Origin of the sequence: Kocuria rosea (assembly GCF_023715525.1) — a bacterium.
Classification (GTDB): Bacteria; Actinomycetota; Actinomycetes; order Actinomycetales; family Micrococcaceae; genus Kocuria; species Kocuria rosea_A.
On sequence record NZ_JAMBOG010000030.1, the window covers coordinates 1 to 21238 of the forward strand.

At 70.5% G+C, this 21238-nt stretch carries 18 protein-coding genes, 1 tRNA gene and 1 pseudogene; 13 read left to right on the forward strand and 7 right to left on the reverse strand.

Going from position 1 to position 21238, the window contains the following annotated elements; genetic code table 11:
• Positions 1-361: 361 nt before the first annotated feature.
• From M3185_RS15415 to M3185_RS15425, 3 genes are read left to right on the forward strand one after another with little or no spacing between them, the layout of a single operon-like run.
• Positions 362-1054: an ABC transporter ATP-binding protein gene (locus M3185_RS15415; protein ID WP_251334565.1), complete on the forward strand. Its 693-nt coding sequence runs from the start codon at positions 362-364 to the stop codon at positions 1052-1054.
• Positions 1051-2682 carry a DUF6297 family protein gene (locus tag M3185_RS15420; protein WP_251334566.1) on the forward strand — a complete coding sequence of 544 codons (1632 nt, stop codon included), beginning with the start codon at positions 1051-1053 and terminating at the stop codon, positions 2680-2682. The genes M3185_RS15415 and M3185_RS15420 overlap by 4 nt, the downstream gene beginning before the upstream one ends.
• Positions 2683-2734: 52 nt before the next feature.
• On the forward strand, positions 2735-3163 hold the full coding sequence (locus tag M3185_RS15425; protein WP_308222219.1) for an Lsr2 family protein: 429 nt from the start codon (positions 2735-2737) through the stop codon (positions 3161-3163).
• A gap of 192 nt (positions 3164-3355) precedes the next feature.
• On the opposite strand, the gene M3185_RS15430 is transcribed toward M3185_RS15425, so the two are convergent.
• Complete coding sequence (locus tag M3185_RS15430) at positions 3356-3802, reverse strand: VOC family protein (RefSeq protein WP_251334567.1); 447 nt, start codon at positions 3800-3802, stop codon at positions 3356-3358.
• A gap of 1289 nt (positions 3803-5091) precedes the next feature.
• On the opposite strand from M3185_RS15430, the gene M3185_RS15435 reads away from it, so the two are divergent.
• From M3185_RS15435 to M3185_RS15460, 6 genes and pseudogenes are all read left to right on the forward strand, one after another.
• On the forward strand, positions 5092-5286 hold the full coding sequence (locus tag M3185_RS15435) for a hypothetical protein (protein ID WP_251334568.1): 195 nt from the start codon (positions 5092-5094) through the stop codon (positions 5284-5286).
• An 87-nt stretch (positions 5287-5373) separates the two neighbouring features.
• Complete coding sequence (locus M3185_RS15440; RefSeq protein WP_251334569.1) at positions 5374-5820, forward strand: hypothetical protein; 447 nt, start codon at positions 5374-5376, stop codon at positions 5818-5820.
• A gap of 134 nt (positions 5821-5954) precedes the next feature.
• Entirely contained in the window at positions 5955-6794 is an 840-nt protein-coding gene (locus M3185_RS15445; RefSeq protein ID WP_251334570.1) for a hypothetical protein, read from the forward strand.
• A 157-nt stretch (positions 6795-6951) separates the two neighbouring features.
• Positions 6952-7783 (forward strand): annotated as a pseudogene (locus M3185_RS15450) (IS5 family transposase).
• A 178-nt stretch (positions 7784-7961) separates the two neighbouring features.
• Entirely contained in the window at positions 7962-9455 is a 1494-nt protein-coding gene (locus M3185_RS15455) for an amino acid permease (protein WP_251334571.1), read from the forward strand.
• 81 nt (positions 9456-9536) lie between these two features.
• Positions 9537-9725 (forward strand): hypothetical protein, encoded by a 189-nt coding sequence (locus M3185_RS15460; RefSeq protein ID WP_251334572.1) that lies wholly within the window; start codon positions 9537-9539, stop codon positions 9723-9725.
• Positions 9726-10304: 579 nt separating this feature from the next.
• On the opposite strand, the gene M3185_RS15465 is transcribed toward M3185_RS15460, so the two are convergent.
• From M3185_RS15465 to M3185_RS15475, 3 genes are all read right to left on the reverse strand, one after another.
• Positions 10305-11486 carry an NAD(P)-dependent malic enzyme gene (locus M3185_RS15465; RefSeq protein ID WP_251334573.1) on the reverse strand — a complete coding sequence of 394 codons (1182 nt, stop codon included), beginning with the start codon at positions 11484-11486 and terminating at the stop codon, positions 10305-10307.
• Between the two features lie 92 nt (positions 11487-11578).
• Positions 11579-13048 (reverse strand): GntP family permease, encoded by a 1470-nt coding sequence (locus M3185_RS15470; RefSeq protein ID WP_251334574.1) that lies wholly within the window; start codon positions 13046-13048, stop codon positions 11579-11581.
• Between the two features lie 252 nt (positions 13049-13300).
• The gene (locus M3185_RS15475; RefSeq protein ID WP_251334575.1) at positions 13301-13675 is read right to left on the reverse strand and encodes a hypothetical protein; all 375 of its coding nucleotides are present in this window, start codon (positions 13673-13675) and stop codon (positions 13301-13303) included.
• A 318-nt stretch (positions 13676-13993) separates the two neighbouring features.
• On the opposite strand from M3185_RS15475, the gene M3185_RS15480 reads away from it, so the two are divergent.
• The 4 genes from M3185_RS15480 to M3185_RS15495 all read left to right on the forward strand — a co-directional run bounded on the left by M3185_RS15480 (position 13994) and on the right by M3185_RS15495 (position 16929).
• The gene (locus M3185_RS15480; RefSeq protein WP_251334576.1) at positions 13994-14437 is read left to right on the forward strand and encodes a hypothetical protein; all 444 of its coding nucleotides are present in this window, start codon (positions 13994-13996) and stop codon (positions 14435-14437) included.
• Entirely contained in the window at positions 14434-14745 is a 312-nt protein-coding gene (locus tag M3185_RS15485) for a winged helix-turn-helix domain-containing protein (RefSeq protein ID WP_251334577.1), read from the forward strand. The genes M3185_RS15480 and M3185_RS15485 overlap by 4 nt, the downstream gene beginning before the upstream one ends.
• Before the next feature lie 325 nt (positions 14746-15070).
• Complete coding sequence (locus M3185_RS15490) at positions 15071-15532, forward strand: hypothetical protein (protein ID WP_251334578.1); 462 nt, start codon at positions 15071-15073, stop codon at positions 15530-15532.
• A gap of 428 nt (positions 15533-15960) precedes the next feature.
• On the forward strand, positions 15961-16929 hold the full coding sequence (locus tag M3185_RS15495; RefSeq protein ID WP_251334579.1) for an NAD-dependent epimerase/dehydratase family protein: 969 nt from the start codon (positions 15961-15963) through the stop codon (positions 16927-16929).
• 936 nt (positions 16930-17865) lie between these two features.
• On the opposite strand, the gene selB is transcribed toward M3185_RS15495, so the two are convergent.
• The 3 genes from selB to M3185_RS15510 form a co-directional block, all read right to left on the reverse strand.
• Positions 17866-19662, reverse strand: a complete 1797-nt coding sequence (gene selB, locus M3185_RS15500) for a selenocysteine-specific translation elongation factor (protein WP_251334580.1) — start codon at positions 19660-19662, stop codon at positions 17866-17868.
• Positions 19659-20987, reverse strand: a complete 1329-nt coding sequence (gene selA, locus M3185_RS15505; RefSeq protein ID WP_251334581.1) for an L-seryl-tRNA(Sec) selenium transferase — start codon at positions 20985-20987, stop codon at positions 19659-19661. Before selA ends, selB begins: the two co-directional genes overlap by 4 nt.
• A gap of 48 nt (positions 20988-21035) precedes the next feature.
• Positions 21036-21130: transfer RNA gene (locus M3185_RS15510), tRNA-Sec, on the reverse strand.
• Between the last annotated feature and the right edge of the window lie 108 nt (positions 21131-21238).

Sequence of the window (21238 nt, forward strand, 5' to 3'; positions counted from 1 at the left end):
TATTCACCCCCCCCCCCCCCCCCAGGTCCCCGCCTACAGCGTCTCCCAGGGCCAGTGGAAAGGCGGCACCGGCTTCTTCGTGCCCTTCCTCCTCGAAACTCTGGAAACGAAACTGACCACCTCCCCAGCAACCCCCTGCGAACACTCGGTCTGACGGCCAGCCGGCTTCCCCCGCCGTGCCACCATCTATTCCCCCGGAGAAGAGTCGACGTTTGTCCAGATATCCTCCGGACCACCGCACGGCCATTTGCAGGACAGCGGACAATATGCTCTTCACGCTGTCCGTTCACACTTTCACGAAGCACCCTGGCAGGTGCCCAGAAATACCCCTGGCATTTCTCCGAAACCGTAGAATCGATTCATGCGCACCCACGCCCCTTTGATAGACGTCCACGACCTCTCCTGCGGTTTCTCCGGATCGGCGGTGTGCGGACCGGTGACCCTGTGCGTGAGCCCCGGGGAGATCGGGGCGATCGTGGGCGTCAACGGTGCGGGCAAATCCACCGTGCTGCGCACCATCACCGGACGCCAGCACCCTCTGGCCGGTCGGGTGCACTTCGCCGGCGCGCCGCGACAGGAAGGCTCTACTGCGTGGCGGCGCTCAGTGGCGGCGGTGTTCGACGACGACGCCTGGTTCCCCGGGCTCACCGTCCAGGAGCACCTTCAGCTGGTCGCCACCGGTCACGGAATAGCCGACCCCACCGAGGCTGTCGGGCGGGAACTGGCGTTCTTCGGCCTCACCGACCGCGCCCACGCCCTGCCCGATGCCCTGTCCTCCGGTCAGCGCCGCCGCCTGCTGCTGGCCGCGGCGTTCATCCGTCCCACCGAGGTGCTGTTCCTCGACGAGCCCGAGCAGCGCCTGGACCCCACCATGGTCGCCGCCCTGGCCGCCCGACTGCTCCAGCACGCACGCACCGGGGGCTGCGCGGTGGTCATCACCCACAATCCGCAGTTCCTCACCACCGTCGCCGACCGGTGCCTGGTCATCGACACCCCCGTCCACGAGGTGACCCCGGCCGAGGGTGCAGCACTGATCACCGGAGATCTGCGGTGAGCCCCACGATGACCACCGGCACCCAGGCCGCGGAGACCGGACCTAGCACGATTGCCTTCGACCCCTGGCGCAGCGCCCGGACCACGGCCAAGAAACGTGCCCACCGGCCCCTGGGCGAACGCCTCACCGACCTCTACATCCGCATCTTCTCCCTGGCCGTGGTCGGTTCCATCGCCGCCAGCCTGCTGCAGTTCACCGCCACCACGACCTCCGGTGCACCCACCTCGTGGCTGCACCACCCCTTGATCACGAGCGTCTCCGGGATGCCCGGCCTCGCAGCAGCGGCCCTGGGGGCACTGTGCCTAGCCGCTCTGGGGCTGTGGGTGCTGCTGGCCACCGGCCCGGTCGCCGCCACCCGGGCCGACCTCGTCTGGGGCTTCCAGTTGCCGGTGGACCGTACTCCGTTCCTGCGCCGGGCCCTGACCGGCGTCCTGGTCCATGGCACCCTGGCCGCCGGCGCCGCGGCGGTCCTCACGACCCTGGTGCTGCTCACCAGCACGGGTCCCGCCTGGACTCTGGTCCCGTTGGCTGTGACCATGACTGCGATCGGGCCGGCCGTGGCCGCCGCCGCCGTCCTCGCCCAGGCCCGGTCCACCGCACAGGATCGCGGCGGGCGCCTGGCCCGTCTGCTGCCGTGGGCCGTGGCCACCGCCCTGCTCGGTGGCGCAGCCTACGGCCTGGTTGCCCACTACCTCGCCGGCGCCCACGGCTCCTTGGTCCTCGATCCGACCGCCGCCGGCGGGGCCCTGGTTCCTGCCGCGGCCGTGGCGGCGGCACTGGTTGCCACAAGCCTGGTTCTCGTGCTGGGCCGGCGGGCCCGCCGCGCGGTGACCGGGCTGGACTGGCCGCAGCTGGAGGCCGGCGGCGGGGCCGCCATGGTCTTCCGGGCCGCCGCTGCCACCTTCGACCTTCAGGACCTCTACCGGGCGCTGATCCAGCTGCCCCACACCGACCACCGCCCCTCACGCCTGATCCCGTCCCGGCCCGCCCGCCCGTGGGTTGCCCTGTGGCGGGCCGAGACCACCGGCTGGCTGCGCCTGTCGGGCCCGTTCCCGCTGTGGCTGGCCGCCCTGGGGGCCGTGCTGATGATCGCCACCGTCCCCGGGGCCGGCACCGTCACCGTCCTGAGCGCCACCCTGGTTGTCACTGCGCTGCTGGCCGCCGACCTCGCCGCCGCAGCGACCCGCGCCTCCGCGCTCACCCCCGACGTCGAAGCCATCCTGCCGATCTCCGCCACCGCCGCCCAGGCAGCCCGTCTGCTCACCCCCTGCCTGGCCATGGCCCTGTGGGGCGCCCTTGCCCTCGGAATCTTCGGCGCTCTGACCGGAACCGCGCTGCTGGCCCTAGCCGGAGCCCTGGCCGGGCTGGGCCTGGGAGTCACCGCCGTCACCGGCGCCCGACGGCCCCCGCTGGACTGGTCCGGGACCGTCATCATGACCGACGCCGGGGCCATTCCCATTGGGGTCATCTCCCAGCTCACCGCCGCCCACACCTGCGGGCTGCTCGTCCTCGTGCCCACCCTGATCGCCCTGATCGCCGGCAGCACCACCCTCCCCCTGCTCCTCCTCCAGGGCCTCCTCAGCGCCGGAGCCGTCACCTGGTCCCTGCGCCGACCCCACACCCCCTGACCCCTCTCCACCACACCAGCGCCCTTCCGAGGCATCGGAAGGAGCACCACCCATGGCTCAGAAAGTCGACGTCCACCTCGAGGACGACCTCGACGGCGGTCCCGTCGAGGAGACCCTCACCTTCGCACTGGACGGCAAGGACTACGAGGTCAGTCATTCCGAGTCCAACGCCGAGAAGCTGCGTGAGGCGCTGCGCCCCTACGTGGCCGCCGCCCGTAAAGCGCCTGTCGGCACCGGCGGGCGGCGCAAGCGCGCCACCGGCACCTCCACCTCTTCAGGGAGACCGCCGCGATCCGGGTTTGGGCCAATAAGCACGGCCACGAACTCTGCGACCGCGGTCGCATTCACCAGACCGTCCGCGACGCCTACTGCGCCGCCCACTGATCCAGGACATCGGCAGACAGTGACGCCGGGCTCCTCCGCGCCCCACTACTGGGTGAGGAGCGGAGGAGTCCGGCAGTGCCAGGTGCCGAGCAGGTAGCGCTCACCTCGCGGCAGGAACGTCCCTCAGTGGGCCGGCAGCGACCATCGATGGTTGCTGAGCCACTCGCGCGTGGCCACGGGCCGGGGGGGGGCACCCGCGTGACGCCTTCAGCTGCTGGTGGGTGCCGGCTGGGAAGGTGGTTGCGCTTGTCCCCGGCGTCGCATCGAGGGCTCATGTGCTTCCTCGTTGCTACTCGACGGCCGCCTGCGGGTACTTGGCTTGGACAGCGTCCCAGTTCCCGGTCGCGGCGATGGGGTCCATCCACATGATCTCCCATGGGTGCCCGTCGGGATCGTTGAACGTCCGGGACCGCATGAAGCCGTAGTCCTGGGGGGTGCCTTCCTCCGCACCCGCCGCCAGGGCCTTGCCCAAAAGATCGTCGATCTGCTCGGGAGCCTCCACGCTCAGGGCGTGGATGGCTGCGCTGGTGCTGGCCGTGTCCGCGATGGCCTTGGAAGTGAATCGCCGGTAATGGTCGTGGCTGAGCAGCATGACATGAATGGTGTCGCTGATCACGATCGCCGCTGCGTTCTCGTCGGTGAAGTTGGGGTTGGAACCCCAGCCCAGGGCTTGGTAGAAGGCCTGGGACTTCTGGACATCCTTGACGGGCAGGTTGATGAATACTTGCGTGGCCATGAGGTTTCCCTTCGTCGTCCGTCCTGGAGCTCAGCGACAAGACCGCCCGTAGCGCTCCTGCCTGCATCATGCTGTACCGCCCTCGTGGGACTCCACCATGGTCTCGCTGATGACATCCGAGGGGCGCGAACGGCAACGGCGCAACCCTCCTGCGGGCCGGTCAGGAACGGACGGTCCCGCCTGGCACACCCGGACAGGACGGGACCACCGTCCACCGCACCGGGTCCCACGGCCACCCGGTTTCCGACCGCGGTCGGATCCACCAGGCCGTCAGAGACGGCCTACTACGCCGCCTGCCGGTCCTGAGGTGCCCCGTCTCCTACCGGCCCGCCTCACCGGGGCGGCTGGACACCACCGTGCAGCCCACGTCCCGCCCGGTCTGCACGGGTCACCCCCACAGGCGTCATGTTCCCCACTGCTATTGACCGGCCGAGGCCGGGGGCTCATCCTGCTGACCAGGGATAACACGGGTGATCGACGACGAACCACCCTCAGCGCTTCCCACGACGACGACCGGCCGCACCCGCTTCCGGGGGGATGACGGGCAACGACCGGCACCGCCGGGGACACGCGAGCGGGGCGGGACAGCTGGGGAGCTGTCCCGCCCCGCTCACCGCCCTCCTCATGCTCTTATCCCCCGGCGCGGAACCCTGTCCCGCCCCCCGGGGATGCGTCCCACGCAGCCTCCGATCCGCCCGGACAGGCCCGCGGCGTGGCTGCCTCACCCCGGGTAGCCCCGGGCGTAGTCTCCGACTCGTCGCCACCTCGATGTCACAGCAGGGCCCGGCGACACTGGAGAGGAACGGCCCCCGCGCTCCGCCGAGCACGGGAGCCGCCCCCCTCCGGTGGGCCGGCGGTATCCGCCGCCGCCCCAGCGACCGGGTGCGGCCTTGACCGTGCCACCCGGCGCGCGGGCGTCCCCCCGTTACGGGCCCCCGGGTGCAAACTCCGTCAATCCCTTGGTCAGGGGTGTGCCCTGCCTCTAGCCTGGGGGGATAGGTCCAGCAGCCGGCCACGATATTGATCCTGGCAAGGAGCTGACCGCATGCACCGCGACCCCTCCACCCTGGCCGGTTCCTCTCCGGGGGCCGTGGACCGGGCCCAGGAGCTCGTCGCCGGGCCCTCCATTCACCAGGCTCCCTGCCTGCCTCCAGGCGGCCACCAACGGCCCCGTGCCTAACACACGACGTCAGGTCTCCCCCGCTGCGGCCGGACAGCCCGCCCCTGCCTCTCCATCTCAGGAAGGGAAGCCGGTCGAGGGCGGGACCCCTGTCGGTGACCTGGCCCGGTTGCAGCCCGGAGAGCCGGTCCAGGTCTGGTACCGCGGGCAGCTCCAGTGCGTGGCCACGGTCGAGGAGGTCGCCCCGTCCCTGGACGTGGTGTGGGTCCGGGAGGCCCGGGGCGGATACCGCCGCCTGATCCACATCCAGGACACCGACCTCCGACACCACCCACCCCGCCACGGTGGACGCGGCGACCGGTGACCCGCCACCGGTCCCACCCCACCACCGATCCCTTTCACCCCATCGATGGCGCAGCCCCGCCCCCGGGCCGCCACCATGCCATGATCCATGAACCGGAAACAGGACTCCTCCGTGAACGCCTTCACCCCCACCGCTGTGGCCGTCGAGCTGCATCCCCACTCCCGCACCCACTGGGCCGCCACCTACTACCCCATGGTCGTCACCCCCGCCGGGCGCTGGGCCGACGTCACCTGGACCCTGCACCAGTGCCTGATGCCCACCACCCACCCACCCGGGAAGCCGGCTCGGTGGCTGGATCTGCGCAGCCCCGACCCCGCCCACCCCGGCTACGCCACCCACCAGGCATGGAGGGCGGCCCTGGCCACCGGCTACACCGCGGCACTGGCCGTCTACCATGCCGAGGCCACCCAGGAGCCCCTGCTGCTCCACGAAGCGCAGCAGCTCCGGGCCGGCACGGTCGTGGTCCCGGCCGGCCAGCTCTCGGAGTGGGTGCTGGATGACCTCCAGGAGGAGAGTTCCGACGTCCACGGGTGATCCTGTGCCTCCACCCCGCCAAGTACCCCAAGGCCTCCCACTCCTGCCCCGGGGCCTTGCAAGGAGGACAACAGGGACCCGCCCAGCCACCACCATCGGCTCCAGCGCCTCCAGGCGCGCAGTACAGTCAGCCCATGGAGAAGCTGCTCTACGAGGACATGACCCCGGCCGAGGCCGCTGACGCCCTGGCCGAGTTCCTGACCGAGCGGCCCGCAGCCCTGGAGGGCCTGCGTTCGACCCTGGCCAGCCACGGCCTTCACCCGGCCGGGTTGCTCGACGGCACCCCCGAGTCGGTGGGCCCGGTGTGGGAATGGATCTCCGCCCAAGCCACCCAGCTCGGCGTCGACCCCCGGACGCTGGAAGAGGACCCGACTCGCCCCACCTGGCCCAGCTGGGCCCGCCACGGGATGCTCGTGGACCCCCATCCCCCGGCGGCGACGCTGGCGCTGGTCGACGGGTTCACCTCCTACCTCGCCCAGGTCATCACCACCGCGGTGCCTGAGGCGCAGTGGCTGGTCGGGGAGCACCGCATCGGCAACTACCCGATGCTGAACTATTCCGTGCTCGCCACCGACAGTCACCAGGTCTTTCTGCCGGCCATGCCGCTCTACAGCGCCTACCAGTCCGCCCACGGCCGCGACCCGATGAGCGGGGCCGAGATGCACGCCTACGTGCAACGCACCATCACCGGACTGCGCGGTAAGGGCCCGGTGGCCGAAACAGCCGAGGAGCCGCTGGTGACGGTGGTCGCCGACGTCGACTGCTTCGACGTCGGACTGCGCCCCGACCTCGCCACCCAGCGCCCCGGGCTGGTAGAACGGCTGGTCGCCGAGCTCACCGACCGCGACGGGGTCGAGTCGGTCCACCGGTACGGGCCCGAGGCACTGGTCGTCGATGCCCCGGACTGGGACGAGACCCGGCTGAAGCTATGGCTCACGTTGTGGCTACACCGCCACCTCCACACCGGCAACTGAACAGGACCGTACCCCACCGCCCGAGGTGGTCTTGCGAGGAGCTCCGACTCGAAATGTCTCACTACCTCAATGCCTCACAACCCTTAGCCTTCTAACACCTGGTCTCAGAACCTGATCAGTCGTTGCTCACAATCCGGCGAGGATTGACCATGCCTGCATGGCCACACGCAAGCATCAGTGGATGGTCGACGACCAGCTGTGGGAGCTGTTCTCCCCGCTCATCCCGCCCCAGCCACCGCCTCGAGGCCCGGGTGGTCGGCCGCGGATTGATGACCGGGCCGCCTTGGAGGACATTCTTTTCGTGTTGTACACCGGGTGCCGGTGGCGGGACCTGCCCCTGACGTTGGGTTGCGGGTCCTGGCACACCGCGTGACGGCGGCTGCGCGAGTGGCAGCAGGCCGAAGTGTGGGAGCAGCTGCACCGGGCCGTGCTCGAGGAGCTGTCCGAGGAGCAAATCCTCAACTGGTCCCGCGCCAGCATCTACTCGGTGTCCGTCCGTGCCAAAAGGGGGCGAGCTGACCGGCCCGAACCCCACCGACCGCGGCAAACCAGGGACGAAGTACCACCTGCTCACCGACCGCAATGGCCTGCCCCTGCACGTGCTCGCCTCAGCGGCCAACGCCCATGACAGCCGGCTCTTCGAGCCACTGCTGGAAACCAACCCCGGTGTGCGCGGCCGGAAAAGGCATCCCGGTAGGCCGCGCCGCCGACCGGAGAAGTTGCACGCGGACAAGGGGTACGACTACCGGCGGTGCCGCCGGTACCTGCATCGGCGGTGCATCAAGGTGCGGATCGCCCGTCGTGGGATCGAGACCAAGACCCACCTGGGCCGGCACCGCTGGGTGGTGGAGCGCACCATCTCGTGGATGCTGGGGTTCAAGCGCCTCGGGGTGCGCTACGACCGCACCGAGACCACGCTGCTGCCGTTGCTCCTACTCGCTGTCACGCTCATCAACTTCCGCCGACTACGCCGAGCCACCAAGTTATGAGACCAGGTGTAAGACGTCTTAGGCAATATTCCCTGTGGTCCCGCCTCTTCCCCCTCTTCAAACAAGGCGCCTCGAGGCAGTTCCGAGCACGTGCAATACCCGGGGGTATTGCCGCAGTCATTGCGGGAGTATGCTCCGGAAGCACTTGGTGGTTCCGCCCACTCTCCGGGGAGTTTCCATGAGCGTCTTCAGGACCAAGTCCATCGAGCAGTCCATTCGTGACACCGAGGAACCCGAGCACGAGCTCAAGAAGAACCTGGGTGCCCTGGACCTGATCGTCTTCGGCGTGGGCGTGTCCATCGGCGCCGGCATCTTTGTCCTCACCGGTCAGGCCGCCGCCAGCCACGCCGGGCCTGGCATCGCGATCTCCTTCCTCATCGCCGGCGCCGCCTGCGCCCTGTCGGCCCTGTGCTACGCCGAGCTGGCCTCGGCCGTGCCGGTGGCCGGGTCCGCCTACACCTTTTCCTTCGCCACCCTGGGCGAGCTGATCGCCTGGATCATCGGCTGGGACCTGGTGCTGGAGTTCACCGTGGGAGCAGCCGCACTGGCCACTTCCTTCAGCCAGTACCTGGCCGTCATCCTCGCCAACACCCCCTTCGCCATCCCGGAAGCCCTCACCTCGGCGGACAAGGGGATCATCAACCTGCCGGCGGGCCTGCTGATCCTCGGCCTCACGGCGGTGCTGGTGAGCGGGGTCAAGCTCTCCAGCCGCATCAACCAGGTCGTGACCGCCATCAAGCTCGCCGTCGTGCTGCTGGTCATCGTCGTGGGCATCGGCTTCATCAACGTCGCCAACTGGTCCCCGTTCATCCCCCCGGCTCAGGGCACCAGCTCCGACGGGAACCCCGGGTTGCACACTCCGCTGATCCAGACCCTCTTCGGCATGGAACCCACCACCTTCGGCATCGGGGGGTTGTTCTCTGCTGCGGCGGTAGTGTTCTTCGCCTTCATCGGTTTCGACGTCATCGCCACCACGGCCGAGGAGACCAAGAACCCGCAGCGCAACCTGCCCATCGGCATCCTGGGATCGCTGGCCATTGTCACTGTCCTGTACATGGCGGTGTCCCTGGTGATCACCGGGATGCGGCCCTACACCGACATCGACCCGGCCGACGGCGCCCCGCTGGCCACCGCGTTCACCGCCGTGGGCGCCCCCTGGGTGGGCGGGATCATCGCTGCGGGCGCGTGCATCGGGCTCATCGTGGTCGCCATGATCCTCTTTCTGGGCCAGACCCGGGTGGGCTTCGCCATGGCCCGCGACGGCCTCCTGCCCGCGCCGCTGGCCCGGGTTCACCCCCGCTTCCGCACCCCGCACCGGATCACGATCATCGCCGGGATCGTCATCGCCGTGATAGCCACCTTCGTGCCGCTGACCACCCTGGCGGAGCTGGTCAACATCGGCACCCTCGCTGCCTTCGTCGTCGTCTCTTTGGGCGTCATTGTGCTGCGCCGGACCCGACCCGACCTCCCTCGGGCCTTCCGCGTGCCGTTCGTGCCCGTCATCCCGATCCTGGCGGTGCTCATCTGCCTGTACCTGATGCTCAACCTCACCGGAGGCACCTGGATCCGGTTCCTGGTGTGGATGGGGTTGGGCATCATCGTGTACTTCACCTACTCCCGCAAGCACAGCGTCCTGGCCCGGCGCGAACGAGAAGTCACCTCCAGGCAGTAGCCCCCCACCCGCCCCGAGGCACCACCGAACGAGGCGGTGCCAGACGACTGAAGGGGGCGGCACCTGAAGAAGGAGTCAGTCATGACCGGTGCGCTGGTCCTGGCACTGCCCGTGTTGGGGGTCTACACGATGATCGGGCGCCTGGCGATCCCGTCCCGCGAACGCCTGCCCCTGCGCGAGCTGGGGTGGGCCGGTTGGATCCACACCCTCCAGCGCGCCCTCACCGTCCTAGGCGACTGCGCCCACCCCGGCAGCACAAGGCCCCTATGAGCTCGTGACACCGCCTCCGCCCACCCGCGCACACCCGCCCACGCCCGGCCCGCGCAGAAGCCATACCCAGTCGATACGCAGGACACCACCTGGAGACCACCGCAGGCAGGACACTCACTGCCGGGGCCAGACCACCAGCACGCACATGGGGCCACAGTGGGAGCCATTACGACGTCTCGCAACCACTCCGGTCATAACCCTGACCTTGCAAGACCATAAGGTAGGACACTATGCCTGGGCTCGAAGCACCTTTTCTCACAGGACTATGGACGGGACGCCGCTGGAGTGCTTCGGAGCCTGCGACCGGCCCGGCGCACGGGGCGCATCCCAAGCGAGAGCACACCCACCGGTCAGCGGAACAACGACGGCAGGTACTGCGGGTTCCGGTTCCTTCCACATGCCTTGCCTGGTGACACCATCGAGAGCGAGAGAGAGCAGCGGTCCGTTGTCGTCGCGGTTTTCCTCGATTGCTTCTACGCCTAAGCGGGCACTGCTGCTGAGACGGACCCCGGTCCTTCGACCGACCGCGTCGTGGCGCGGTCGGTCGAAGGACCGGGGTCCGTGGTGTGGTGGTAAGGCTCAGACGATGGCGGCCTGCCCGACGCAGGCGGCCACGGCGGCGGCCACAGCCGGGGCGACTCGGGGGTCCAAGGCCGAGGGCACGACGTAGCCGGCGGTCAGCCCGTCACCGGCGGCGATGGCGGCGATCGCCTTGGCGGCTCCCACCTTCATCTGCGCGGTGATCTTCGTGGCGCCGGCGTCCAGGGCCCCGCGGAAGATCCCGGGGAAGGCCAGCACGTTGTTGATCTGGTTCGGGAAGTCACTGCGCCCGGTGGCCACCACCGTGGCGTAGCGGGCGGCGACGTCGGGCATGACCTCCGGGTCCGGGTTGGCCAAGGCGAACACGATCGCGTTCTCGGCCATCTCGGTGAGGTACTCCTCGGGGATCTTTCCTCCCGACACGCCCACGAAGACGTCGGCGCCCTGCAGGGCGTCCTTGGGTCCCCCGATCAGCCCGCGCGGATTCGTGCGCACCGCGTAGCCGGCCTTGATCGCGTTGAGGTCGTCCCGTTCGCGGGAGACGATGCCGCGGGAGTCCAGCAGCACCACATCATGAATGCCCTGGGCCAGGAGGATCTCGGTGATGGCGATCCCGGCCGCCCCGGCCCCGGCGATCACGACCTTCAACCCCGTCAGGTCCTTGCCCACCACGACCGCGGCGTTGAGCAGGGCGGCCAGCACCACCACGGCGGTGCCGTGCTGGTCGTCGTGCATCACCGGGACGTCGAGTTCCTCGATGAGACGCTGCTCGATCTCAAAACACCGTGGGGCGGAGATGTCCTCGAGGTTCACCGCCCCGAAGGAGTGCCGCAGCAGCTTCACGGTGGCCACGATCTCCTCCACGTCCTGGGTGTCCAGCACGATGGGGATGGAGTCCAGCCCGCCGAAGGTCTTGAACAGGGCGGCCTTGCCCTCCATCACCGGCAGGGACGCGGCCGGGCCGATGTCGCCCAGGCCCAGCACCGCGGAGCCGTCGGAGACCACCGCCACCAGCCGGCCCGCCCAGGTGTGGGTGGCCGCCATCGCGGGGTCGGCGTGGATGGCCCGGGACACCTCGGCCACCCCGGGGGTGTAGGCAATGGACAGGTCCCGGCGGGTCACCAGGGCGGACTTGGAGATCACCGAGAGCTTCCCGCCCTCATGCTTGGCGAAGATCTCCTCGGAGGTGATCGGGGCGGACTGCTCGTTCTGGTCAGACATGTGCTCTCCTCGTTGAGGGCGTCATAGGGTCCCCCCATTGTGCGACACCCATGAAACCGGCAGGTTACACGCCCGACATCCAGCCGACGCCCTCAGGCCTGCTCAGCGCCATCTCCTCTGGTCCCGCCCGGGGTGTTCAGCGCCGCCACGGTGATCGTGGCTTCTTCGAGGTCCTCGGAGAAATCCAGGAACCCGTCTGCGGCCACCACCGGCGTCCGCCCGGGCACAAGGGTGACGGCCATGACCATGGGCAGGGAGACCACCGAGGCGATGGAGGTGACCATGGTCAGGGTCTTGAAGCTGCCCTGGGTGGAGAGCCCGAGCAGGGACTTATACATCCAGAAGAAGTTGCTGTTGACCTGCAGGGCGAACATCGCCCCCGAGGCGATGGCCAGGCCGATGACGATCGGGGGAACGTCGATCGACCCGAGCACCGGACCGATGATCCCGGCGGCCGCGATGGCCGCCACCGACACCGAGCCGATCGCCAGGTGCAGCACGGCGGCGATCAGCCAGGCGAGCAGGATGCTCAGGACCACCGGGGCCCCGGCCTCGGCGGAGAAGAGCCCGGCCAGGGTCTCGTCGAGGCCGGTCTCCCCGATGACCGCCCCCAGGGACCCGCCGATGCCGGTGATGAGCAGGATCGCCCCGGTGGTGTGGAACCCCTCACCCATCGCCTTGTCCGTGCCCTCCAGGCCCACGGTGCGCCGGGCGAGCACGTAGGCCGCGAGCAGGCCGACGAAGAGCGCGAAACCGGCGTCGCCGAGGAAGGCGATGACGTCGTTGGAGAACCCGAGCAGCTCGGCGAAGGCGCCGAAGGCAATCAGCACCAGCGGCACGAGGATCGGCAGCAGACTCACGAACAGGGAGGGCGTGCCGGTGTCGTCGTGGACCAGCTCGGTGCTCTCCAGCTCGACCATGGCCTCATCGACCTCCTCGTCCTTGGCCGGGTTCCAGTAGCGGGTACGCAGCAGCTGCCGGAAGATCAGCGTGGTCACCAGCGCGGTCACCGGACCCAGCACGAGCCCGTAGAGCAACCAGGTGCCCAGCGGGATCTCCAGCAGGCCCGCGATGGAGATCGCCGCCAGTCCCGGGATCACGAAGACGTAGCCGGCGAAGATCCCGGTGCCCAGCGCCCCGGCCATGTGCGGCAGACCGGTGCGGCCGATGAAGGGCGCAGTCGAGCGCGCCACCGGGGAGGCCAGCACAACCTGGACGTCCACGTAGATCGAGGGGAAGATCGTGGCCATCGCCGCCGTGAGCGCGTACGGGAGCCGGCGCGCGCCGACACCGTTGACTAACAGGGCCACCATCTTCCGGAAGGCGCCCATCGCGTGGAGCAGCGCCCCGATGAGCACCCCGAAGCCGATGAGCAGCCCGACCTCGGCCATGATCTCCCCGAACCCGGTGGCGATCGCTACGGCGGTGGCCGTAAAACCCACACCGGTGGCGATACCGAGATACAGCGAGCCCAGGATCAAGGAGATCACCGGGTCGACTTTGACCTTGATGATGAGCACGATGATGAGCACGATGGCTATCGCGGTGTGAAGGATGATCATGGGGTGCTCCTGCCGGTAAGAGAGGTGGCGGAGTCATCGCGCACCGTCGCCATGACGTCTCCTGCACGCCACCGTGACCAGGATCCGCCGTGCCGCCCTCAACGCCATGCTCGCCGTTGAGGTCCATCCGAACACACCGGGTGCTTGTGCGAAAGCAGGCACCGGGTTCCACGCCGTAGCCCCCTCGGTGTGACGTGGACCAAGCGCACCTGGACGGCTCCCGTCCAACCACGACGGGGCGCAAGGTGGGTACTACCCCCAAGCAAGGGGAAGCAGCACAGCAATCCCGGTGAGCAGGGCTCCGGCCCCGAGCAACCACCAAATACTGCGGTAGGGGGCGATCAGGGTCCACTGCTCGGGGCGGCGGGCGTGGTAGTAGATGGTCACCTCGGCTCCCGGTGCCGGTGCGCACGTCGGTGGGTGGGGCCAGGGCTCCTCGTGGAGATCCCTGCGGGTGTGCCAGCGTAGGTAGTGCCCCCCGCCGTCGAGGACGTGGATCGCCTTCGTCTTGTGCCACCGAACGTAGAAGCAACGGATGAGCACTCCCGCGCCCAGCAGGGCCAGGCCGATGGTGGCGGATGTCCCGCCGAGCACCTCGACCAGTGCTGTTGCGCTGAGCCCTGTCACGGGGCCCGAGTCTAGTGCGCAACCCCGGACAACTCGTCGGGCAGATCCGCGACGACAGCCGCAAACTCAAAACCGGCTGACACACCTCCCCTCATGCCCAGAGCCCCGGCCTCCATCAAGAGGCCAGGGCCCCTCCCTTCACTCCGCCACGACACGTCCGGAAATCGCTACCTGTCTCGCAACCAAAACGTCTCGCATCCCTGATGCTTGAGAGACGCCATGGCCCAACTGGCAACCAGTAACCCAAGGCACCCACTTGCCATTATGGAAAGTGGTTGCTGTGATGGAGTCACACGCCACCTCGACCAGGAGGACTCCATGAGCCACCACGCCACCCCCGACCAGGCCCGTCAGCAGCTGGCCACCATCCAAGCCCGCACCTTGGACACCTCCCGCGACCGGGCGGTGCACGCCGGGGCGACGGCGGTGTTCGGGGTGGCCACGGCCCTCTACATGGCCGCGCAGAACATCCTGGACGACTGGGTCAGCTACACCGTGCGCACCGCCGTGTTCGCAGCCGTTTGGTTGGTGACGGTGTGGTGGATCGAGCGGGTGGCGCGCACCGTGCCGCGCCGGGCCAAGGCCTGGTCGCGGGGCGGGATCGTGGCCTCCTTCGTGCTGACGCTGACCGTGGTGCTGCCCTGGCTGAACTTCTCCGCCCAGACCTCCCCCAACACCTGGCCCATGGTCGCCGCCGGGGCCGCCGTCGCCGCCACCCCCGCCCTGGCGGCCGCGGCCGTGATCCGCTGGAGGTCGAAGTGAGCACCACCGAAGGACAGCACGCCCGGCACCGCCTGGATGAGCTCATCCACGCCCCGGTGCGCCTGAGCATCGTCGCGGCCCTGGCCCAGGTCGACGAGGCCGAGTTCGCCCGGGTGCGCGATGCCATCGAGGTCTCCGACTCGGTGCTCTCCAAACAAGCCACCCAACTGGAGGCCGCCGGCTACGTGAAGATCCGCAAAGGCTATGTCGGCAAACGCCCCCGCACCTGGCTGGCCCTCACCCCCACCGGGCGCACCGCCTACACCCGCCACCTCGAGGCCCTGCGCGCCATCGCCGAGGGCAGGTAGAAGTCCCGCCAGCCCCTCCGAGAGCAGTACGGGCCTACGCCGCTCACTGATCAGCCTCGAATGCCCCGCCATACTGCCTGACCACGCCGCGAGGGCCGAGCGCCTTCGCCCATCCCGCCCTTCGCCGGGACCAGGCGGAGACCTCCGCGGCATGACAGGCACCGCCTCGGAGGCCACGCATCCGCCCGGCGGCAGACCAAGGTGCCGGTGACGCTATGTCGTCTCGTGGAGAGCGAGCCGGGGCGGCCCGGAAGAGCAATGTGAGCATCGTGCGGTGGCCCCGCTGCTGAGCACTTCGATCAGGCCGGGTCACTAGGGTGAGTCCGTGCGCACTGTGGAGAAGATCAGTCACCTCGCCGCGCCAGCGCCGGTGGTCTGGAACCGCCTCGTCACCGCCGAGGGCATCAACGAGGAGATGCGCCCGTGGCTGACCATGTCGCTGCCGCCCGGCTTGTCGACAGGGTCCCTGGACCACGCGCCGGTGGGGCGGGCCTGGCTACGCGCGTTCGGGGCGGTGCCCTTCGAGTGGGACAACCTCATGCTGGCCGAACTCGAACACGGGCGCCGCTTTCATGAGATCTCCTCGATGATCACCGCCCGGCGGTGGGAGCACGAACGCACCCTCACCCCCATCGGGGCCCACCAAACCCGGGTCCATGACCGGGTGGTGTTCCAAGCCCGACGCGGCGGACACGGTGTGGAAGCGCTGATGCACCTGCTGGTCAACGTGGTTTTCACCCACCGTCACCACCGCCTGCAGCGTCACTTCGGCGTGGCCCAGTATTGATCACCGGCCTTTCCTGACGGGAGGACGCCGCGGAACCGGGGCCACCCCGGGGAAGGACCGAGTGGCCGCCTCCTTCCGCCTGCCATATCCGCCACACCAGATGCCGGAGGTGGCGCCCGCGATCGGCCTCGAGGAACACCGCCCACCTCAGGGACTACACCGTTACGTCCGAACGGTGATCGATTAACACCCGGCGCCACGCAGGAAGCCGCGGCTGGGCACGGTGCGGTCAGGGACGGAACCGGATTGGCGCTCCTGTGATGGCCCGTAGCAACCACGTCATGTCGCCGGCAGCGGGGAAAATATGAATGCGGTGGCCATCCGCGGGGGCACGGTGGTGGCCAGGCCCAGCAGCAGCCCCCAAATCTCCGGGGGCGGGCGGTTCACGGCCGGTGGTACGAGGAGCCGAGAAGCGGCAGGGGATGAGGATGAGCAGCACGGGCGGGGTGCACGTGGTGGTCGGTGCCAGTGGTGGAACCGGCCGGGCGCTGGTGCGCGAACTGCACCGCCGGAGACGACGGGTGCGGGCGGTGAACCGGAGCGGCCACCTCGACGCCCCGCCCGGGGTGGAGGTCGCGGCCGGGGACGCCCGGGACGCCGAGCGGATGCGCGAGGTCTGCCGGGGGGCGGACGTGGTCTACAACACCGTCAACGTCCCCTTCGCCCGGTGGCAGGAGCACTTCCCGGCCGCGGTGGACGGGGTGCTCGCCGGGGCCCGGGCCGCCGGGGCGCCGATGGTGTTCGCCGACGACACCTGGATGTACGGCCGGGTCACCGGGCCCATGACCGAGGACCTGCCCTACCGGCCTGTCAGCGACAAGGGGGTCCTGCGCGCCTGGCTGGCTGAGCGGGTGATCGCCGCCCACACCGGCGGGCAGGTGCGCACCGTCATCGGCCGCGCCCCCGAGCTCTACGGCCCGGCCGTGGAGTCCCTGCTGGGCCGCAACCTGTTCGGCCCCGCCCTCACCCACGGACCCGCATTGTGGGTCGGAGACCTGGACCAGCCGCTGGGCCCGATGTTCGTCGAGGACTTCGCCCACGGCCTGGCCGAGCTCGGCGAGCGCGAGGCCGCCCTGGGCCGCGCATGGCACCTGCCCACCCCGGAGCCCACCACCGCACGGGCTTTTCTGGCCCTGGTGTCGGCCCAGGTGCACCGCCCGGTCGGGGCCCTGCGCCTCGGGCAGCGGTCGGCACGCGTCCTCGGTGTGGTGTGGCCGGTGGCCCGGGAGGGCGCGGAGATGCTCTACCAGTTCCGACAACCGCACGTCGTCGATGCCACCGACTACACCGCCGCCTTCGGCCCCGGCCAGGTGACACCCTACGAGCAAGGCATCGCCCACACCCTGGGCTGGTATAGCACAGCCCCCCGACGCTCCCTCCTCGGCATCGGACGCTGAACCCGCCTCTCGGCGCCGCACGACGTAGGCGGTTGAGGGCCGTCCGGTACGCCCACGCGAGAATCCATGACGGCACCGGGCAACCTACCTGGGCGCCGTGCTGTCTCACAACTGGATACGTCGCGCATCCCGGGAGTTGCACGAGATGGCTCAGATATCTGCCGCAGGGGCGTCCCTCAGCGCCGACATGCCTGGCCCTGCCGTTGCCGGACCCCGGGGCGGCAACCACCTCTGCCGCACTTCGGAGCCGGCTTTGCGCGATGACGGGGACCCAACGTGTTCCCCAGCCTCGCGGTTGGCGCTGTACCGGTCGGTCCTGGATGGGCTGCAGCCGTGGTGCCACTTCCACCGCAGCGCCCGGTCCTCCAGTGGATAGGGGTACCGCGACCGGATCGCCCCGCCCAGATGGGTCCAGCAGCCGGGCGTCCTCCCCTCCCGGCACTCGCGGAGGATCGGGAACGACCAGGTGAGACCGCGGGGCCGGTAGTGGTCGAGAGAGGGATGCCCCGACTCGCGTGGGCCACGGGTGTGTCCTCGGGGGTCTGCTCGCGGTCGCGCAGGCGCACCTCGGCCGCATCGAACATGCTCGGGGCGGGGTGACGGGTGGCGCCATCGGCGCCTGCCGCGTCGGCGGCGCAGAGCTGGGTTTCCCAGCGGCGGATGCTCGTGCGCGTGGAGGCCGCAGACATCACCCGGTTGTCGCCGGTCCGCAAGAAAGAGGCTGACAGCCGTGGGCCCTGACCATCGGTCGGATCCGGGCGCTGCTCTCCCCCGCGCCTGCAGAGGCCAGAGACGGTCGGTGACCCGGCCGCTCACGCCGCTGTGCTGAGGCCCTGGGATACCTGTTGAAGATGGTGGCCGTGTCCGGTCGTGGCACGGTCATGCCGCCTCGGGTGGCCAGGGAGGCAGAGGGTGGCGGGATCCACGGCTGGTGGTTCAGCGCACCGTGGTGCGGTGACCGGCATCGAGGCGCCGGGTCCAGCCGCGGGCGTCGAGATGTTCCAGCAACGGGATCGCGACGCGCCGGGTGGTGTTCAGCGCCTGACGGGCCTGACTGGTGGTGAAGGGTTGTGGCAGGCGAGCAAGCTCGCGCATCGCCAGGGCGGGGGCTGTGGGGAGCAGAACGACGCCGTCCCGGAGACGCAGTATCCGTCCGTTGCGCTCCGCCGCGGCGAGTTCCCGGACACCCAACTGCAGGGCGGTCAGGGCATCGGCCTCCGGGGCGCGGAACGGCGCGGTGGCGAGCCGATGCTCCAACTCGGCGAGCGCGGCTTCGACGGGACCGAGGTCGCCGCGGTGGTGCGGTGAGCGGATGTGGCCGCCGTCGTGCTCCAGACCGGCGGCGTGCGCTACCGCGTCGACCAGCTTGGGCTCCGGCAGGGAGAGCAGGTCGCGGGCGGCGCCCCGGGAGAGGCCGGCCGCCAGCGGGTCACGGGCGTGCAGTTCCTCCACTGCGGTGCGCAGTTGCTGCTGCCAGGAGTCGAATACCGGCGCGTGCACCCACCAGTCGCCGAGCACACGCACCTCACCGGGTGGATCGGGGTCTCCGGTGGGCAGCAGGCCGAGGCGGTGCAGGTGCTGCTCCTGCACCGCGCCGCGCCGGGCGACCTCGGTCAGGACGTCTCCACGGGTGTCCATGCCGGCGAGCCGGTCCGCGCGGCGTCCTCTGTCGCCGCGCCGCCGCAGCACCGGTGGATCGGCGTCGAGGACCTGGGCTCCGCCGAGCACCGAGCGGTGGCCGGGGTCGCGCAGCACCAGGCGGTCGCCGAGGACCAGGGGAAGGGGCCGGTCCAGGCTCAGCCGGGCGTGGTCGTCGTCGAAGGGGCGCAGCCGGGCGGGCACGGCCGCGGTGCCGGCATGGACGACGAGGTGCACGGCCGCGGCCGTGAACGCGGTTCCGGTGGTGCGGCGGATGTCGAGGACGTCGGTGACCGGCCACGTGCCGGGCGTGACCAGCGCGTCGCCGCGGCGCACGTCGTCGGCCGAGACCCCGCGCAGGTTCAGCGCCACCCGGGTGACCGGTGCCAGCGAGGTGCACGGCCGGTTGCGGCTGTGCAGCCCTCGGACCGCCACCGGCCGGGCCCCGTCGTGGCCGAGCAGCTGCAGCCGGTCACCCTGGACGAGCGATCCCGCCGCCAGGGTTCCGGTCACCACCGTGCCGGAGCCGGTGATCGTGAAGGACCGGTCCACCCACAGGCGCAAGCGCTCGCTGCTGGGCGCCGGTGCCCGCGCCAGGACATCGTCGAGGGCGGCGCGCAACTGGGCCAGGCCTGTGCCCTCCAGCGCGGAGACGGCGACCGCGGGGGCGTCGTGCAGGCCGGTCGCGGCCAGTTGTGCGCGGGCCTCGGCGAGCACCGCGTCAGCGCGCTTGGGGGCTCGGTCGGCGCGGGTGAGGACCACGACTCCGCGCTCGATGCCCAGGGCGGCCACGGCGTCGCGGTGGTCGCTGGACTGGGCCTGCCATCCCTCGTCGACGGCGACGACGAAGCAGACGACAGGAGCCGGGCCGAGCCCTGCGAGCATGTTGCCGAGGAAGCGCTCGTGGCCGGGCACGTCGACGAAGGCGACCTCGCGTCCCGAGGGCAGCGTCGTCCAGGCGTAGCCCAGGTCGATGGTCAGTCCGCGGCGGCGCTCCTCCTCCCACCGGTCGGGTTCCATGCCGGTGAGGGCGCGCACGAGGGTGCTCTTGCCGTGGTCGACGTGCCCGGCCGTGGCGACGACGTGCACGGTCATTCGGACCCGCCGTCGTCGGCGACGGCGGCCAGTGCCGCCCGCACCGCCGCGAGCAGCCGGTCGTCGTCCGCTTCGGGCACGCAGCGCAGGTCGATCAGACAGGCGTGGTCGTGGACGCGCGGCAGCACGGCGGGGTCGCCGGCGCGCAGTGCAGGAGCCGCCGCCTCGGGCAGCCGCAGCGCCCACCCCGGCAGGGGCACGCCGGGGGCGCCGCCGCCGCCGACCCGCCCCTCGTGGGGGACCACCGGGGCGCCGACGGCCGCCGCGAGCCGTTCGACCCGGCCGCGGAGCCGGTCCGGGTCCGCGTGCAGGGCCTGGGCGACCGGCGGGGATCCACCGGCCAGCGTGGCCTCGAGCGCGGCGAGCGCCAGTTTGTCGGCACGGACCGCGCGGGCCAGCGGGTGGCGGGCCATCCGGGCGACGACGTCCGAGCGGCCGAGGACCACCCCGGCTTGCGGGCCGCCGAGCAGTTTGTCCCCGCTGATGATGACGGCGTCGGCGCCGCCGGACAGCGCGGAGGTGACGTCCGGTTCCGCCGGCAGCAGGGGGTCCGGGTGCAGCAGGCCGCTGCCGAGGTCGGCCACGAGCGGTATGCCGTGGGTGCGGGCCAGTGGGTGCAGCTGGTCCACCTCGACGGCGGAGGTGAAGCCCTGCAGGCGGAAGTTGCTGGGGTGGACCTTCAGGAGGCACCCGGTGTCGGGGCCGATGGCCTGGGCGTAGTCGTGCAGGTGGGTGCGGTTGGTGGTGCCGACTTCGTGGAGCCGGGCACCGGTGGACTGGATGAGCTCCGGCAGGCGGAAGCCGGCGCCGATCTCGACGAGCTCGCCGCGGCTGATCACGACCTCGCGGCCGGCGGCGAGCGCGGTGGTGGCCAGCACCAGGGCGGCGGCGCCGTTGTTGACCACCAGAGCGTCCTCGGCGGCCGGGCAGGCGGCGAGCAGGGCGGCGCGGGCGGCGGCGCCGCGGGTGCGGGTGCGGGTGCCGGTGGCCAGGTCGAGCTCCACGTCGACGTAGCCGCTGGCTGCCACCAGCGCCTCCACGGCGGCCTCCGACAGCGGGGCGCGGCCGAGGTTGGTGTGGACGATGACGCCGGTGGCGTTGAGCACCGGCGTCAGCGTCGTCGCGGAACGGGCCGCGACGGCGGCGAGGACCGCCGGTGCGACCTCGTGGGAGGCAATCTCCCCGCGCCGGGCGCGTTGCTGGGTCTCGTCCACCAGTGACCGGATGACGGTCTCGCTCAGCCGGTGGCGTGCGCGGCGGACGGGGGGCAGGTCCAGGAGGTGGTCGGTGCGGGGAATGAGACGACGCGGGTCGTCCGGGGCCACGATCCCTCCTCGTCGCTGTCGTCGCCGCGTGGGGCGCGGTGCAGAAGTTGGCGGTAGCGGACGGGAATCGAACCCGCCAGGCCGAGGTGCTCGGCCTCACCGGTTTTGAAGACCGGGGGGCCCACCAGGACCCGGACGCCACCTCGGTCAATCTAGCACCACGGCCCCGTTCCCGGCCTCTACCCGTGGAGGCACCGTTAGGCTGGTTCCGTGAACACGACGAGGATTTCGGCCGGGCCTTCCGGTGATGC

Coding starts and splice junctions, on each gene's coding strand:
- selB (WP_251334580.1), bottom strand. CDS start 19,662: ATGACCGTGCACGTCGTCGCCACGGCCGGGCACGTCGACCACGGCAAG.
- M3185_RS15440 (WP_251334569.1), top strand. CDS start 5,374: ATGAACCGGAAACAGGACTCCTCCGTGAACGCCTTCACCCCCACCGCT.
- M3185_RS15425 (WP_308222219.1), top strand. CDS start 2,735: ATGGCTCAGAAAGTCGACGTCCACCTCGAGGACGACCTCGACGGCGGT.
- M3185_RS15495 (WP_251334579.1), top strand. CDS start 15,961: ATGAGCAGCACGGGCGGGGTGCACGTGGTGGTCGGTGCCAGTGGTGGA.
- M3185_RS15465 (WP_251334573.1), bottom strand. CDS start 11,486: ATGTCTGACCAGAACGAGCAGTCCGCCCCGATCACCTCCGAGGAGATC.
- M3185_RS15460 (WP_251334572.1), top strand. CDS start 9,537: ATGACCGGTGCGCTGGTCCTGGCACTGCCCGTGTTGGGGGTCTACACG.
- M3185_RS15430 (WP_251334567.1), bottom strand. CDS start 3,802: ATGGCCACGCAAGTATTCATCAACCTGCCCGTCAAGGATGTCCAGAAG.
- M3185_RS15415 (WP_251334565.1), top strand. CDS start 362: ATGCGCACCCACGCCCCTTTGATAGACGTCCACGACCTCTCCTGCGGT.
- M3185_RS15445 (WP_251334570.1), top strand. CDS start 5,955: ATGGAGAAGCTGCTCTACGAGGACATGACCCCGGCCGAGGCCGCTGAC.
- M3185_RS15480 (WP_251334576.1), top strand. CDS start 13,994: ATGAGCCACCACGCCACCCCCGACCAGGCCCGTCAGCAGCTGGCCACC.
- M3185_RS15470 (WP_251334574.1), bottom strand. CDS start 13,048: ATGATCATCCTTCACACCGCGATAGCCATCGTGCTCATCATCGTGCTC.
- M3185_RS15455 (WP_251334571.1), top strand. CDS start 7,962: ATGAGCGTCTTCAGGACCAAGTCCATCGAGCAGTCCATTCGTGACACC.